Here is a 15,371-nt window from a genome sequence, read left to right on the forward strand (position 1 = left end):
CAGTGGTCGCACGGCCGCCGCCGTGCGGTGACTGTTACCCCCGCCCAGGGCGTCGTACCCGGCTGTCTCGCCCCCTGATCAGCACCGGCCCCCACCGGTGCTGTGCATCAGAGTACGGCGGGGCGGCCACGGGGGAAGGGGACTTGACCAAACTCACCGGCCCGGCCGCCACCCCCGGCCCCGGCCGCGCACGCGCTCACCGCAGACGGCGCGCCCCCGCCGACGGCACCGCGGGGAACACCCGGGGAGCCGGGTGCCCGGCCGCCGCGAACGCCTCCCCGACCGCCTTGGTCACCGCGTCCGCGTCCGCCGCCTCGGCCAGCACGACCGCCGAACCGCCGAAGCCGCCGCCCGTCATCCGGGCGCCGAGCGCCCCGGCGGCGGTCGTGGCCGACACGACGAGGTCCAGCTCCGGGCAGGACACCCGGAGGTCGTCGCGGAGGGAGGCGTGCCCCTCGGTGAGGACCGGCCCCACCGCGCGCACGTCCCCCGCGTCCAGCAGCTCGACCGTCCGCCGCACCCGGTGGTTGTCGGTCACGACGTGACGGACGTACGAGCGAACCGTTTCGTCACCCAACCGCCGCAGGGCATCGGGCAGTTGCACGTACGGGACCTCGCGCAGCGTGCGCACGCCCAGCGCCCGCGCACCCGCCTCGCACCCGGCGCGCCGCTCGGCGTACGCGCCGTCGCCGAGCGCGTGCTTCACCCGGGTGTCGACCACCAGCAGCGTCAGGCCCTCGGCGGCGAGGTCGAACGGCACGTGCCGCACCGCCAGGTCACGGGTGTCCAGGTACAGGGCGTGGCCCGGGACGCACGCCGCCGACGCCATCTGGTCCATCACGCCGCACGGGACGCCCACGAACGCGTTCTCGGCGCGCTGGGCGAGGAGCGCGAGCCGCCAGGCGGTCAGCCCGAGCCCGTACAGGTCGTTCAGCGCGAGGGCGGTGACCACCTCCAGGGCGGCCGACGAGGAGAGCCCGGCGCCCGTGGGGACGGTGGAGGCGAGGTGGACGTCGGCGCCCGTGACCCGGTGGCCCGCCTCGCGCAGCGCCCACACCACCCCGGCCGGGTAGGCGGCCCACCCGGTGGCGGCGCGCGGCTCCAGGGCGTCGGCACGGAGCTGGACGACGCCCTGGTCCGTGTCGGCCGAGTGGACGCGCAGCCGCCCGTCGGTGCGGCGCGACACGGCGGCGACCGCGGTGTGCGGGAGGGCCAGCGGCATGACGAGGCCGTCGTTGACGTCGGTGTACTCGCCGATCAGGTTGACCCGGCCGGGCGCCGCCCACACGCCCTCCGGCTCGGCCCCGTACAGCGCGCGGAACGCGCGGGCGACGCGCTCGGCCGCCCCGCTCCGCTCGCCGGCCGTCATGCCCCGGCCGCCCGCGCCCGGGCGAACTCCCAGGCGTCCGCGACGATGCCCGCCAGGTCCGGCCGGGACGGCTTCCAGCCGAGCCGGTCGCGCGCGGTGGCGGCCGAGGCGACCAGCACCGCCGGGTCACCGGCCCGGCGTCCCGCGGTCACCGCGGGCACCGGGTGACCGGTGACCTCCCGGACGGTCTCGACGACCTCGCGCACCGAGAAGCCCTCGCCGTTGCCGAGGTTGCAGATCAGGTGCTCGCCCGGCGCGACCGCCTCCATGGCGAGCAGGTGCGCCTCGGCGAGGTCGGCGACGTGGATGTAGTCGCGCACACAGGTGCCGTCGGGCGTCGGGTAGTCGTCGCCGTACACGGAGATCGACTCCCGCCCGCCGAGGGCGACCTGGAGCACGAGCGGGATCAGGTGCGACTCGGGGTCGTGGCGCTCGCCGTACTTCCCGTACGCCCCGGCGACGTTGAAGTACCGCAGCGAGGCGGCGGCCAGGCCGTGCGCGGCGGCCTCACCGGCGAGCATGTGGTCGACGGCCAGCTTGGAGGCGCCGTAGGGGCTGGTGGGGGCGGTGGGGTCGGTCTCGGTGAGGGGCGTGGAGGCCGGCTCCCCGTACGTGGCGGCCGTGGAGGAGAAGACCAGCCGGCGCACGCCCGCGTCGCGCATCGCGGCCAGCAGCGCGAGAGTGCCGCCGACGTTGTTCACCCAGTACTTCTCCGGGTCGGCGACCGACTCGCCGACCTGGCTGAACGCGGCGAAGTGCAGGACGCCGTCGTAGGAGCCGTCCAGGTACCGGGCGGCGTCCTGGACACGGCCCTCGATGAAGTGCGCGCCCGCCGGGACGCCCTCGGGGAAGCCGGTCGACAGGTCGTCCAGGACGGTCACCTCGTGCCCCGCCTCCAGCAGGTGCGCGGCGGTCACCCCGCCGACGTACCCGGCTCCACCCGTGACGAGATATCTCATGCGCTCGCTACCTCTCGCAGTCGGCGGGCCGCGGCCTCCGGCGGCACGTCGTTGATGAACACGCTCATGCCGGATTCGGAGCCCGCGAGGAACTTCAGCTTGCCGGAAGTGCGTCGGATGGTGAAAAGCTCGAGATGCAGGGCGAAGTCGTCGCGTTCCGGGTCGGCGAAGGGCGCCTGGTGCCAGGCGGCGATGTACGGCGTCGGCGGCTCGCCCTCGCCGAAGATCCGGTCGAAGCGCCTGAGCAGCTCCAGGTAGACCGGGGGGAACCCGGCCCGCGCGGCGTCGTCGAGCGCCCTGAGATCGGGCACGCGCCGCCGGGGGTAGAGGTGCACCTCGTACGGCCAGTGCGCCGCGTAGGGCACGAAGGCGACCCACTCGTCGGTCTCGAGGACCACCCGTTCGGCGGCGGCGCGCTCGCGCTCGACGAGGTCGTCGAAGAGGTTGCGGCCGGTGGCGGCGCGGTGGGCGGCGGCGGAGTTCCGCATCAGCGCCGTGCGGGGGGTGGTGAAGGGGTACGCGTAGATCTGCCCGTGCGGGTGGCCGAGGGTGACGCCGATCTCGGCCCCCCGGTTCTCGAAGCAGAACACCTGCTGGACGCCGGGGAGTGCGGCGAGTTCGACGGTGCGGTCGGTCCACGCCTCCAGCACGAGCGCGGCCCGGTCCTCGGTGAGGTCGGCGAACGAGGCGTCGTGGTCGGGGGTGAAGCAGACCACCTCGCAGCGGCCGGCGTCACCGGCCAGGGAGGGGAAGCGGTTCTCGAAGACGACCACGTCGTAGTCGGCGTCCGGGATCTCGGTGCGCCGGCCGTCGCGGGAGGGGCACAGGGGGCATTCGCCGGCGGGCGGGTGGTAGGTGCGGCCCTGGCGGTGCGAGGCGATGGCCACCGCGTCGCCGAGCAGCGGGTCGCGGCGGATCTCCGCGGTGGTGGCGACCGGGTCCAGGGGCCGCCGGTCGGCGGCGTCGCGGACGACGTCGTCCCGGGAGTCGTAGTAGACCAGCTCGCGGCCGTCGGCCAGCCGGGTCGACGTCTTCTTCACTCGGGCACCCCTCGGAAACCTGCACACCCAACAGAAGCAAACATAACCAATCACGGCTCAACAAGGCTCGTCAATGAGCCCCGGCTGCCGTCGGCGGTCGAGCGCTTGCCCGCGACGAGGGGGCGAGTGGTGCCGGACACGGAGAAGGCGCCGCCCGAGAAGGACGACGCCTGGTACAGCGCCCGGCGGATGACCGGGGCCCGGCCTCACAGGGGAAGCGGCCCCGAAGGCGACGCACCCCCGCCGGCGGACGCCGCACGGTCCAGCAGCCCCGTCCGGGCGGCCAGCGCCGCGGCCTCCAGCCGCGATCCGACACCGAGCTTCATCAGCACCCGCTGCACATGCGTACGGGCCGTGCTGGGCGCGATGCGCATGCCCGCCGCGATCAGCCGGGTGTCCTCGCCCTCCGCGACCCGCACCAGCACCTCCACCTCGCGCGGGGTGAGCAGCCGCAGCAGGCGTTGGCCCTCGTCGTCCGGCTGGGCGGCCGGGTTGAGCAGCTCGGTGAACGCGCCCTGGAGGAGCTGCGGCGCCACCGCCGCCTCGCCCGCCCTGGCCTTCATCATGGCGCGCTCCACGCCCTCGATGCGCTCGTCGTGGCGGACGTAACCGGAGGCGCCGGCCGCGAACGCCGCCGCGATGCCGCGCGGGGACGGGACCGGGCCGAGGACCACCACGGCGACCTGGGGACGCTCCCGTTTGATCGTCACGATCGGGTCGAACGCGCCGGGTTCGGCGGGTGCCGCCGTGCCCAGCAGGCAGACCTCGGGAGCCCGGCTCACCACCAGTTCGGCCGCGCCGGCCGTGGGCGCGGCGGCCGCCAGGACCCGGTGCCCGCGCAGTTTGAGCGCCGAGGCGAGCGCCTCCGCGAGCAGTCGGTGGTCGTCGACCACCATGAGCCGCACGCCCATCGAGCTTCCCCCCATCCACCTGGGACCGGCCCCCCGCCGACCCCAGCACTGTTGACCCGGCAAGCTACACGCTTGTTCGACGTCGCGCGCCTGTTACTTGTCAGAAGCCCCCCAGAATGTCGAATTCTTCGTCAAACAGGGCTACGTGCGGAACACCACGTGGACGGCCCGGCACATCGGGTCTGCCGATGTGCCGGGCCGTCACCCGGTGCGCCGCCGCTCAGTGCGTGGTGAACCCGATCGCCAGGTACTCCTTGTGGTCGGTGGACGAGTCGCTCGGCTTGTCGAACAGGTCGTCGGCGATGAACAGCCTGCCGTCGCTGTAGCGGATCTCCGCCGAGTCCAGCACGAAGGACTGCTCCGCGGACCGTACGGACTTGTCGGAGGGGTTCTCCAGCAGGACCGTCTGCTTGAAGGTGCCGCCGTCGATGCTCACGACCTGGCCGCCCTTGTCGTAGGGCGCCTTCTTGTACGCGATGATGTTGCCGCCGTCCATCCGCAGCGGGAACATCGAGTACCGGTCGCCCGCGTCAGCCTTGTCGGTGGTGGGCTTGCCGGTGGTGAGGTCGAACGACACGATCTCGTTGGTGTCCCCGTACTCGCCGCCGCCCTCGTGGTCCTCGGTGGGCAGGTAGAGCCGGTTGTTGCCGACGACCGCCCGGTGGCAGACCTCCACGCCGGACGAGTCGCACTCGGCGGCGTACCGCTCGGCGTCCGCCGCGATCTTCACCTTGAGCTTGCCGGTCTTCTCGTCGATGGAGAAGAAGTCCGAGATGCCGGAGCCGTCACCGGCGGTGTCGCCGACGTCGGCGGCGACCACCAGCGGCTTGGTGGAGACGATGCCCGCGTCCTCGACACCGGCCGGCATCTTGAACGACGACAGGGGCGCGCCGGTCTTCGGGTCGAGGTTCTGGATGAGCAGGTAGGCGCTGTCGTACGGGCCGCAGAGGCGGGCCGCGACCAGGGCCTCGCCGCCGCCGTAGCCGCGGTCCTCGCACTCCTCGGCGTTGACCTGCGGCTTCCACAGCTCCTTGCCGGTGGTCAGGTCCCAGGCGGCGCCGCCGTCGAGGCCGCCGGCGGCGACGGTGGTGGCGCCGATGGTGACCTCGTCGAACGAGACCTTGTCGTCACCGGCGTCGGCGCCCGTGACGGACTTGCGCCAGAGCAGTTTGCCGGTGGTCAGGTCGATGACGCCGACCTCGGTGCACGGCTGGAAGTTCTTCGGCGGGACGCGCTTGGCGGCCTCGAAGACGATGGCGGTCTTGTTGTCCTTGACGTGGCGCGACGCGGCGCAGACCTGGCCGGGCAGCGGCGTGGTCCACAGCGGGGTGCCCTTGTCGAGGTCGTAGCCGACGACCGACTCGACGCCGGACTTGACGTACGCCTTGTCGGTGACCCAGGAGCCGTTGACGTCCGTGAGGTCGGTGACCTCGGGCAGCGGCACCTGGAAGGCGACCTTCGCCTTGGTGTTGCCGGACGCCTTCTCCTGGCCGGGGCCGTCCGGGCCGCCCTTGCCGCCGCCCTCGGCGCTTCCGGTGGTGCCGGAGGAACCCTTGGCGTTGTCCGTGGGGGCGTCCTCGCCGCCGGAACTGGCGTACCAGACGCCGCCGACGACGATCAGGGCGACGGCGACGGCCGCGGCGATGATGATCTGCATCTGCGCGGACAGTTTCTTGCCGCCGCCGGTCCCGCCCTGGACGGGCTGCTGCATCGGCGCGGTGGGGTAGCCGTACCCGGGCTGCTGCGGGTATCCGCCCGGCTGCGTCGGCGGCTGGCCCGGCGCCTGCGGGTAGCCGTAGCCCGGCGGCTGCGCGGGGGGCGGCGTCTGGGGGTAGCCGTAACCGGGGTTCTGCGGCGGCGGGGTGGGCGCGCCGAAGCCCTGCGCGGGAGGGTCGTGCGGGGCGCCGAATCCGCCGGAGGGCGGCTGGTTCGGGGGCTGGCCGGGCGGCTGGTTCGGGGGCGGTGGCGGCTGCGTCATGGTGTGCGTACCTCGGGAAGGGAAGGGTGTTGGTTCGGGGCGTGGGGGATCGAGGACGCGGTCACGGTCCGAAGGCCATGAGCATGTCGCTGGTCCTCTCATGGGTGTCGTCGCCGACGAGGTTGGCGGACACCAGGAAGTAGCGGCCGTCCTCGTACACGGCGTTCGGCTCGTCCAGCCGCTGGTGGGTTCTGGCGCTGGACTCCGGCAGGCGCAGCAGCGGCCGGAACGTCGTCGCGTCCGGTCCGGCGGACGCGACCGCGCCCGCCCGCGCGGTGCCGGTGAAGGCGGGCAGGACCTCGACCAGCAGGTCGGGGCCGGACATCCGCAGCGGCATGACGAGCCGCCCGGGCGGGGCGGCGATGCGGCGGACGACGGTACCGGTGTCCAGGTCGAAGCCCACCACCTGGTTGGTGGCGCCGGGCCCGGAGCCGCTCGCCCGGGTCGCCATGTAGAAGACGCGGCCGTCGGTGACGGTCCGGCAGTTCTGGAGGCTGTTGGTGTCGCTGGCGTGCGCCGTGCACCCCGGGGCGTACTGGTCCGGGCCGGCGAGCGCGGACCGCCGGGCGCCCTTGTCGGTGAGCGCGAGGACGGCCCGCTTGTCGTTGGCCCGGTCGTACAGGGAGACCACCAGCGGGCGGACCGAGTAGACGTGGTCGATGTGGTAGCCGCGCTTGATGTCGTACGTCCACCGGGCCCGGCCGGTGACCGGGTCGACCTCCTGGACCTGCTCGTGCGGTACGTCGGCCGTGCCGTCCTGGCAGGACAGGGAGGCGATCAGGGCGGGCCCGCCGGCGAAGGCCTGGGCCGTGCACCGTCCGGGTGTCTGGCGGAAGAGCCGCGTGCCGTCACTGAGCCGGTAGGCGGTGGAGAAGCTGACCCGGCCGGCGGTGACCGTGTCGCCGGTGATCGCCAGGGAGTAGTCGGTGAAGGCGTCCCACTGACCCTCCTGGGCGATCGTCCTCTGCCAGCCCTGCTTGCCGGTGCGCAGGTCGATCATCCGCAGGGAGCGGCACTCGCTCTTCGGCCCCGGGTCCAGCCGGGTCACCACGGCGATCCTGCCCTCGACGGAGACCGTGGGGGTGGCCCGGCACAGGTCGCGGTCCAGGGGCAGGCTCCACCGGAGCCGGCCGTCGCTCACCGAGTACGCCGACACCGTGCGGTGGGCGGCCGTGACGATCGTGTCGCCGACCGTCCACGGGCCGAGGACCTCGACCAGCCTGTTGGGCAGGTCGGTGTCGTTCTTCCGTATCCACAGCGCCCTGGCGTCGCCGGGCTTGCGGCCGGCGTTGATGCTCGCGGCCCCGGCGGTGTCGGGGCCGGCCGGCGGTGTGGCCACCGGACCAGCCGGGGAGGCCGGGGCGCTGTGCGCGGGGGCGGCGGACGGCTTGCCGTCGTGACCGCCGCTGTCCCGGGTGGCGTACCAGGTGCCGCCGCCGAGGACGGCAAGCGCCGCCGCGGCGGCGATCAGGACTCTGCCCCTGCGGCGGGGCGGGCCGGGGGGCGGACCGGGCCGGCCCTGTGCGCCCCCGTGCGGGTTGAGCGTGCCGTACGGCCCGGCCGGACCGGGCGACGGCGGGGTGTGCTGAGTCATCGAAGGTGCCCTGCCGTCATGCGCCGAAAGCCATCATGGTCGCCGTCTCCCGCTCCTCGTCGTCGCCGGAGCCGCCGACCCTGCCGCTGACGAGCAGGTAGCGCCCGTCGGCGTACAGCGGCCGGGGACCGGACAGCCGCCCCTCCTCCTGGGCGCGGCCGACCGGGGCGCGCATCAGGACCCGGGGCGCGGTGGCGCCCGGGGCGACGGACCCGACCAGGTGCGGGCCGTCGTCCAGCGGCGCGGCGTCGAACAGCAGGTCCCGGCCGGACATGCCCAGCGGGCGGGCGAGCGCCTTCGCGGGCGTGGCGACGCGGCGTACCGTTTTCCCGGTCGCGAGGTCGACGGCGACGATCGTGTTGCCCTCGCCGCCGTCCGCGCCGGGTGCCGTGGCCACGTAGAGCGTGTCGTCGTCCACCGCGGTCCGGCAGCTCAGCAGTTCGCTGTCGCCGGGGTCGCCGCAGTGCGCGTCGAACCCGGCCGCGCCGGCGAGCGCCGACCGCCGGGCGCCGCCGTCGGTGAGGGCGAACACGCCGGTCGTCGCGCCCGTGTCGTCGCCCACGGCCACGACCAGCGGGGCGACCGAGTAGACGCCCTGGACGCGGGAGCCGGGCGCGAGGGGGTGCCGCCAGCGCACCGCGCCGGTGACCGGGTCGAGTTCCTGGACCTCCTCCCGTCCCCCGCCGCCGGGCCGGAGGCAGGAGGCCGCCGCGATCAGCTTCGGACCGCCGGCGAACGCGTAGGGCACGCACCCGGTGACCGGCGGCGAGCCGAACAGCCGCTTGCCGTCGGTGAGGCGGTACGCGCTGGAGGCGCCGAGCCGCCCGACGGCCACCGTGCCGCCGGTGAACGCCAGCGAGTACGTCTCGCTGACGTCCGACCCGTTCTCCTTGGCGATCCGCGTCTCCCAGCCCGCCCGGCCGGTGTTCAGGTCGATCACGCGGAGCCGGCGGCAGTCGCCCTTCGCGCCGGGGCCGTCCTTGGTGACGACGGCGATGCGCCGGTCGGCGGTCGTACGGGTCGAGGCGGAACAGAGGTCGCCGTCGAGCGCCAAGCGCCACTTCTCCCGCCCGTCGGCGGCCGAATGGGCCGTGACCGTGCGGTGCATGGCGGTGACGACGGTGTCGCCGGCCTGCCAGGGGCCGTGGACGGCGACGCCGGATGCGGCGACGTCCACGGTGTTCCTGCGCAGGTACAGCAGCTTCGCCTCGTCCGCCGCGCGGGCGGCGTTGACGCGGTCGGCCACCGCCGGGTCAAGGTGGGGCGGGGTCGACCCGCTGGGGCCGGGGTGCGCCTGGCCGGGCGGTGGGGCGGAGCCGCCGCTCGCGGGGCTCTTGCCGTCTCCGTCGCCGGTGCCGGCGTACCACCAGGCCCCGCCGCCGCCGAGGACGACCAGGGCCGCCACGGCGGCGAGCAGGGCGCGGCCGCCGCGCCGGCGGGGCGGGGGCGGCGGCTGGGCGCCGCCCCCGTGCGGGTTGAGCGAGCCGTACGGCCCCGGCGGGCCGTACGCGCCATGGATCGGCTGACTCATCGGACGGGCCCCGTGCTCACTTGCCGAAGGCCATCATCGTCTTCGTCTGCTTCTCCTCGGTGTCGTTGCGGGCGCTGACGCGGCCGCTGGCGATGAAGAAGCGTCCGTCGGCGTAGGCGTACTTCGGCGAGTAGAAGTCGCTCTCGATCTCGGCCGTCGACGCCGGGTGCTGGAGCAGCACCTTGGGGCTGCCGCCCGTGGGGGCGAGGGTGGCGACGGCGCCGCCGCGGTCCCAGGAGCCCTCCATGTACATGAGGACGTCGCCGCCCTCCATGCGCAGCGGGGTCATGGTCCGCTGCGGTCCGGCGGCGGCGCGCCACTTGGGCTTGCCGGTGTTCAGGTCGAAGGCCACCACGTCGTTGGTGCCGTTGGTGAGCTGGGTGGGCTCGGTCGACATGTAGAAGGTGTTCGCGTCGGCGGCGACACCGGTGCAGCCCTGGAGGTTCTCGCCGAAGACGACGAAGGAGCCGCCGCACTTGGGGTTGAACTTGTCCTTGCCGCCGTCGAGGGTCGAGCGGAGCTTGCCGGCGTCCGTGAGCGCGACGATGCTCCACTTCTTGCTGTCGGGCTCCTCGGTGGAGACGACCAGCGGGCTGACCGAGAAGACCTTGGTGACCTCCCAGTTGGCGGGGAGCTTGTACGTCCACTTCGGCTTGCCGGTCGCCGGGTCGACCTCGCTGACCTCGTGCTGGGTCTTCTTGTAGTCACCGGTGCGGCAGCTCGATGCGGCGATCAGCTTCGGTCCGCCCGCGTAGGCGAACGGCTTGCAGTCGGCGTCCGGCGTGCCGAACAGGTGCTTGCCGTCGGCGAGGGAGAAGCCGTGGGCGTTGCCGGTGCCGGCGGCCGTCACGGTGGTGCCGCTGATGGCGAGCGTCATGTCGGACAGGGCGTTGAAGCCGGTGCCCTGGGGAACGGGCTTCTTCCAGCCCGCCTTGCCGGTCTTGAGGTCGACCTGCTGGAGCACGGTGCAGTCGGCCTTCTCGCCGGCCTTGTCGTTGACGCCGATGACGATCGTGCCGTTGTCGGCAGGCGCGACGGGGGCGGTGCACACCTCGGTGGTGAACGGCACCTCCCACTTCTTCTTGCCGTCGGTCACCGAGTAGCCCACGAGGCTCTTGTACATGGCCTTGACGACGGTGTCGCCGACGACCCAGGGGCCGTACACGTCCGCGCCGTTGCGCGGCAGGTCCACGTCGTTGGTCATCAGCCACTCGACCTTGGCCTCGCCCGGCTTGCGCCCGGCGTTCAGGTCGTCGTTGGCCTCGCGGCCGCCGCCGCTGCCGTCGCCCTGGTCGACCTCACCGGTGCCGGTGGGGGCGGGCGCGGCGCTGGAGCCCTTGGCGTCGGACTTCTCGTTCTCGGTGCCGGAGTCGCCGCTGAGGGCGAGGTACGTGCCGCCGCCGATGACGAGGAGGGCGGCGACGGCCGCGCCGATGATGACGGCGGGCTTGCCCTTGAAGGGGTTGCCGCGGCCGGCCGGCGGCGGCGTGGGCGTACCGGGGTACTGCGGCTGGCCGGGGTGGCCGCCGTAGGGGTTGGGCTGCTGGCCGTAGGGTCCGGGCTGCGCGGTGTACGGGCCGGGCTGGGCGTAGGGCCCGGGCTGCTGCGGGTAGCCGTAGCCGGGCGCGGCGGCGGGCGGCTGGCCCGGCATCTGCGGCGGTACCGGCGGCTGGGCGGTCGGCTGGGCCGGGGCGCCCTGCGGGGCGCCGTACGCCGGTGCGCCGGCCGGGGCCTGGCCGGGGGCCTGCGGCGGGACCGGCGGCTGGGCGGGCGGTGCCTGCGGTGGCTGAGGGGGCTGCTGGTGCGGGTCCTGCGGAGACCCGAAGCCCCCCTGCGGCGGTTGCTGGCTGGGCGGCTGAGTCATCAGCGCTTCCCCCTTCGTGCGGTCCGCTGCCCGACCGGCCTCCCCCGCGATTCCGGCGCGCACGCATCGCCGGAATGGAGCGAATCGGACATGGATTCCGCAGTGTTACGTGAGTCGAGCGGGGCTTCTTTCTATCACTCGGCACCGTCACGAAAGGGGCCGGTCCGCCCCTGTTCCCAAGGGAGGACCGGCCTGTGATGCCCTCGTTATCCGCTCTCCACGCCTTCGCCACGTACCCCGGGGGTCAGGCGTCTTCGGCGAGTTCCAGCCAGCGCATCTCCAAGTCCTCGCGCTGTGCGGACAGTTCCCGCAGCTCGGCGTCGAGTTTCGCCACCTTCTCGAAGTCGGTGGCGTTGTCGGCGATCTGGGTGTGCAGCTTGGCCTCCTTCTCGGAGACCTTGTCGAGCTGCCGCTCGATCTTCTGGAGCTCCTTCTTCGCGGCACGGGCGTCGCCGGCCGACTTCTCCTTGGCGGGCGCGGAGGCGGCGGCCGGTGCGGGGGCGGCCGTCTCGATCATCCGCTGGCGCCGCTCCAGGTACTCGTCGATGCCGCGCGGCAGCATGCGCAGTGTGGCGTCGCCGAGGAGCGCGTACGTCTTGTCGGTCGTCCGCTCGATGAAGAACCGGTCGTGGGAGATGACGACCATCGAGCCGGGCCAGCCGTCGAGGAGGTCCTCGAGCTGGGTGAGGGTCTCGATGTCGAGGTCGTTGGTCGGCTCGTCGAGGAACAGGACGTTCGGCTCGTCCATCAGCAGCCGCAGGAGCTGGAGCCGCCGGCGCTCACCGCCGGACAGGTCGCCGACCGGCGTCCACTGCTTCTCCTTGGTGAAGCCGAACTGCTCGCAGAGCTGGCCGGCCGTCATCTCCCGGCCCTTGCCGAGGTCGACCCGGTCGCGCACCTGCTGGACGGCCTCCAGCACCCGCAGCGTGGCCGGGAGTTCGGCGACGTCCTGCGACAGGTAGGCGAGGCGCACGGTCTTGCCGACGATGATCCGCCCGCCCGCCGGCTGCTTCTCGCCCTGGGTGGTGGCGGCGTCGGCGAGGGCGCGCAGCAGCGAGGTCTTGCCGGCGCCGTTGACGCCGACCAGGCCGATCCGGTCGCCGGGGCCGAGCTGCCAGGTCAGGTGCTTGAGCAGCATCTTGGGCCCGGCGTTGACGGTCACGTCCTCCAGGTCGAAGACGGTCCTGCCGAGGCGGGCGTTGGCGAACTTCATCAGCTCGCTGGTGTCGCGCGGCGGCGGCACGTCGGCGATCAGCGCGTTCGCCGCCTCGATGCGGAAGCGCGGCTTGGAGGTACGGGCGGGGGCTCCGCGCCGCAGCCAGGCGAGCTCCTTGCGCATCAGGTTCTGGCGCTTGACCTCCTCCGTGGCGGCGATGCGCTCCCGCTCGGCGCGGGCGAAGACGTAGTCGGAGTAGCCGCCCTCGTACTCGTGCACCGTGCCCCGCTGGACGTCCCACATGCGGGTGCAGACCTGGTCGAGGAACCAGCGGTCGTGCGTGACGCAGACCAGCGCGGAGCGCCGCGCCCGCAGGTGCCCGGCCAGCCAGGCGATGCCCTCCACGTCGAGGTGGTTGGTCGGCTCGTCCAGGACGATCAGGTCCTGCTCGGCGATCAGCAGCTTCGCCAGCGCGATCCGGCGCCGCTCGCCGCCGGAGAGCGGACCGATGACGGTGTCGAGGCCCTGCGGGAACCCCGGCAGGTCCAGCCCGCCGAACAGCCCGGTGAGCACGTCGCGGATCTTGGCGCTGCCGGCCCACTCGTGGTCGGCGAGGTCCCCGATGACCTCGTGCCGGACGGTGGCGGCCGGGTCGAGCGAGTCGTGCTGGGTGAGCACCCCGATACGCAGGCCACCGCTGTGCGTGACCCGCCCGGAGTCGGCCTCCTCCAGCTTGGCGATCATCCGGATGAGGGTGGTCTTGCCGTCTCCGTTGCGGCCGACGACACCGATCCGGTCCCCTTCGGAGACGCCGAGGGAGACGCCGTCGAGCAGGGCACGGGTGCCGTACACCTTGCTGACTGCCTCGACATTGACCAGGTTGACGGCCATTTCACTCCTGTGCAGGGGGACGGGTCGACCTACCAGGGTAGCCGCCGCGTCCGGTGCGGTAGCGTGCGGCGGTCGCACAGGGCGGGCGATGGCCGGTCGGGCTCAGGGGTGGGGTTGTCGTGGGGCGGTACGGGATGCTGCGGGGCGCCGCGGTGGCGGTGGTGGCGGGGGCGGTCCTGGCGGGGTGCTCGGCACAGGTGCCCGAGGCGGAGCCCTCGGCCAAGGCGCCCGGGGCCACCGCGGCGACGGACGCCGCCGCCGAGCCGGTCAAGGGCACCGTGATCGGGGGCAAGGGGACGCCGTGCGTGCTGCCCGTGTCGTTCGAGACGGCGCCCGGGTGGACGGCGGAGAAGGTGACGGTCGCCGACGACCCCGACTTCGCCGAGCTGGCGAAGCAGGGCCCGGTCACCGTCGTCTGCGAGGTGGACGCCAAGCCCGCCGGGAACATCGGCTTCATCCGCGTCTGGGCGGGCGGCGACGCCGGGGCCGCGACGCCGCGTGCGGTGCTGGAGGCGTTCGTGCGCGCCGACAAGAACGCCTCGAAGGCCGTGTACGCGCAGACGAAGGCGGGCGCCCTGCCGGCCACCGAGGTGACGTACACGGTCAGCGGCGAGTTCACCGACGGGCCCAAGCCGGAGCGGGCCTTCGCCGTCGCCACGCCCGCCGGCCCGGTGGTGGTGCATCTGGGCGGCCTGGACGCCGAGGAGCACAAGGCGATGCTCCCCGCCTACGAGCGGGCCAAGCGGACCGTCGCGCTCACCGGCTGATCAGGCGCGCCCCGCCCGCTCCACCAGGAGCCAGCCCGCCAGGGCCATGCCGACCGCCGCCGGGGCGGTGACGGGCACCGCGACCAGGAGCGCCGAGCGGCCCTCCAGCAGGCCGCCGAAGCCGACCATCGACAGGCCCAGCACGCCGAACAGGCACAGCGTGATGCCGAGCGCCGCCATCGGCGACGAACCCGGCGCGCCGGCCGGGCGCGGCCCCGGCCGCTCGGCCGCCCGGAACACGGCGACCAGCAGGGCCGTCACCGCCGCCGCGGCCGCCAGCCGCACCGGCACCTGCGCCCACCAGGCGGCGGACGCCGGCTCCGGGAGCGGCACGTCCAGCGCGAGCATCGCGCCGTACACACCGAGCATCGCGGTCAGGTGCCACAAGAACGCCGTCATGGCGATGCCGTTCGCGGCGATGACCGCCCGCCACACGGCGGGGCGCCGCGCCAGCCGGGCGCCGGGGCCCCGCAGCAGTTCCACCGCGCCGACCAGCCACAGGCCGTGGCAGAGCAGCGCCAGTGTCGGCGGGGCCATGTTGGAGACCTTCTCGCCCGGCATGCCGACCATGGACAGCGGGTACGGGCCGAACGCCACCAGGGCGGCCGCCCCCGCCAGACCGCACACCGCCAGGGCGGCGGGCATCCGGATGCGGTCGTCCGCCCGCAGGAAGCCGAGCTGGTGCACGGCCAGCCACACGAAGGCGAAGTTCAGGAACTCGACGTACGGCACCCCGGCCGCGAACCGCGCCACGTCCACCAGGACCGCGCCCGCCACCAGGGCGGCGAACGCTCCCCACCCGTACCGCTCGTGCAGCCTCAGCAGCGGCGGGGTGAACGCCACCATCGCCAGGTAGATGCCGATGAACCACAGCGGCTGGGCCACCAGGCGCAGCGCCACGCCCGTCAGCCCGCCGTCGCCGCCCAGCACCTGCACGGCGAGCGCGGCGGCCGTCCACACCGCGATGAACACCATCGTGGGGCGCAGCAGGCGCTGGAGCCGGGAGCGCAGGAAGCCCGCGTAGCCGGGGCGCGAGCGGTAGGACAGGGCGTGCGAGAAGCCGCCGACGAAGAAGAACACCGGCATGATCTGCAGTCCCCAGGTGAGGACCTGCAGCTCGGGCACGACGGCCAGGAGGTTGCCGATGGAGCCGTCGGCGGTGACGGCGGCCATCAGCCAGTGCCCGAGCACCACGGTCGCCAGGGACGCGACCCGCAGCAGGTCGATGTACCGGTCGCGGGTGTCGGGGGTGCGGGCGGCGAGCTCCGAGACGGTGGTTGCCATGCCGGTACGGTCCCGGACGGGGCCGCA

The 15,371-nt window shown here is 73.8% G+C and carries 11 protein-coding genes; 1 reads left to right on the forward strand and 10 read right to left on the reverse strand.

The annotated features are described in order from the left end of the window. Window positions 1-196 precede the first annotated feature (196 nt). The 9 genes from galK to E2B92_RS08410 form a co-directional block, all read right to left on the reverse strand. The gene (gene galK / locus E2B92_RS08370; RefSeq protein ID WP_126888122.1) at window positions 197-1,369 is read right to left on the reverse strand and encodes a galactokinase; all 1,173 of its coding nucleotides are present in this window, start codon (window positions 1,367-1,369) and stop codon (window positions 197-199) included. After that, window positions 1,366-2,328, reverse strand: a complete 963-nt coding sequence (galE, locus tag E2B92_RS08375) for a UDP-glucose 4-epimerase GalE (protein ID WP_126888123.1) — start codon at window positions 2,326-2,328, stop codon at window positions 1,366-1,368. Before galE ends, galK begins: the two co-directional genes overlap by 4 nt. Then, window positions 2,325-3,368 (reverse strand): galactose-1-phosphate uridylyltransferase, encoded by a 1,044-nt coding sequence (gene galT / locus E2B92_RS08380; protein ID WP_126888124.1) that lies wholly within the window; start codon window positions 3,366-3,368, stop codon window positions 2,325-2,327. The genes galE and galT overlap by 4 nt, the downstream gene beginning before the upstream one ends. A gap of 206 nt (window positions 3,369-3,574) precedes the next feature. Further along, complete coding sequence (locus E2B92_RS08385; protein WP_126888125.1) at window positions 3,575-4,279, reverse strand: response regulator transcription factor; 705 nt, start codon at window positions 4,277-4,279, stop codon at window positions 3,575-3,577. A 220-nt stretch (window positions 4,280-4,499) separates the two neighbouring features. Continuing rightward, complete coding sequence (locus E2B92_RS08390) at window positions 4,500-6,257, reverse strand: outer membrane protein assembly factor BamB family protein (RefSeq protein ID WP_133087450.1); 1,758 nt, start codon at window positions 6,255-6,257, stop codon at window positions 4,500-4,502. Window positions 6,258-6,318: 61 nt separating this feature from the next. Further along, window positions 6,319-7,851, reverse strand: a complete 1,533-nt coding sequence (locus E2B92_RS08395; RefSeq protein ID WP_126888394.1) for an outer membrane protein assembly factor BamB family protein — start codon at window positions 7,849-7,851, stop codon at window positions 6,319-6,321. A 16-nt stretch (window positions 7,852-7,867) separates the two neighbouring features. After that, a complete protein-coding gene (locus E2B92_RS08400) occupies window positions 7,868-9,382 on the reverse strand; it encodes an outer membrane protein assembly factor BamB family protein (RefSeq protein ID WP_126888395.1) in 1,515 nt (504 codons plus the stop codon). Window positions 9,383-9,398: 16 nt separating this feature from the next. Beyond that, entirely contained in the window at window positions 9,399-11,246 is a 1,848-nt protein-coding gene (locus tag E2B92_RS08405) for an outer membrane protein assembly factor BamB family protein (RefSeq protein ID WP_126888396.1), read from the reverse strand. Between the two features lie 244 nt (window positions 11,247-11,490). Then, complete coding sequence (locus E2B92_RS08410; protein WP_126888397.1) at window positions 11,491-13,293, reverse strand: ABC-F family ATP-binding cassette domain-containing protein; 1,803 nt, start codon at window positions 13,291-13,293, stop codon at window positions 11,491-11,493. Window positions 13,294-13,412: 119 nt separating this feature from the next. Between E2B92_RS08410 and E2B92_RS08415 the strand changes: the two genes are divergently transcribed. Further along, complete coding sequence (locus E2B92_RS08415) at window positions 13,413-14,060, forward strand: lipoprotein (protein ID WP_235023732.1); 648 nt, start codon at window positions 13,413-13,415, stop codon at window positions 14,058-14,060. Here the strand turns inward: E2B92_RS08415 and E2B92_RS08420 are convergent, their stop codons facing one another. Then, window positions 14,061-15,344, reverse strand: coding sequence for an acyltransferase family protein (locus E2B92_RS08420; RefSeq protein WP_126888398.1), 1,284 nt, complete (start codon window positions 15,342-15,344; stop codon window positions 14,061-14,063). Between the last annotated feature and the right edge of the window lie 27 nt (window positions 15,345-15,371).

Origin of the sequence: Streptomyces sp. WAC05374 (assembly GCF_004353505.1) — a bacterium.
Lineage (GTDB): Bacteria > Actinomycetota > Actinomycetes > Streptomycetales > Streptomycetaceae > Streptomyces.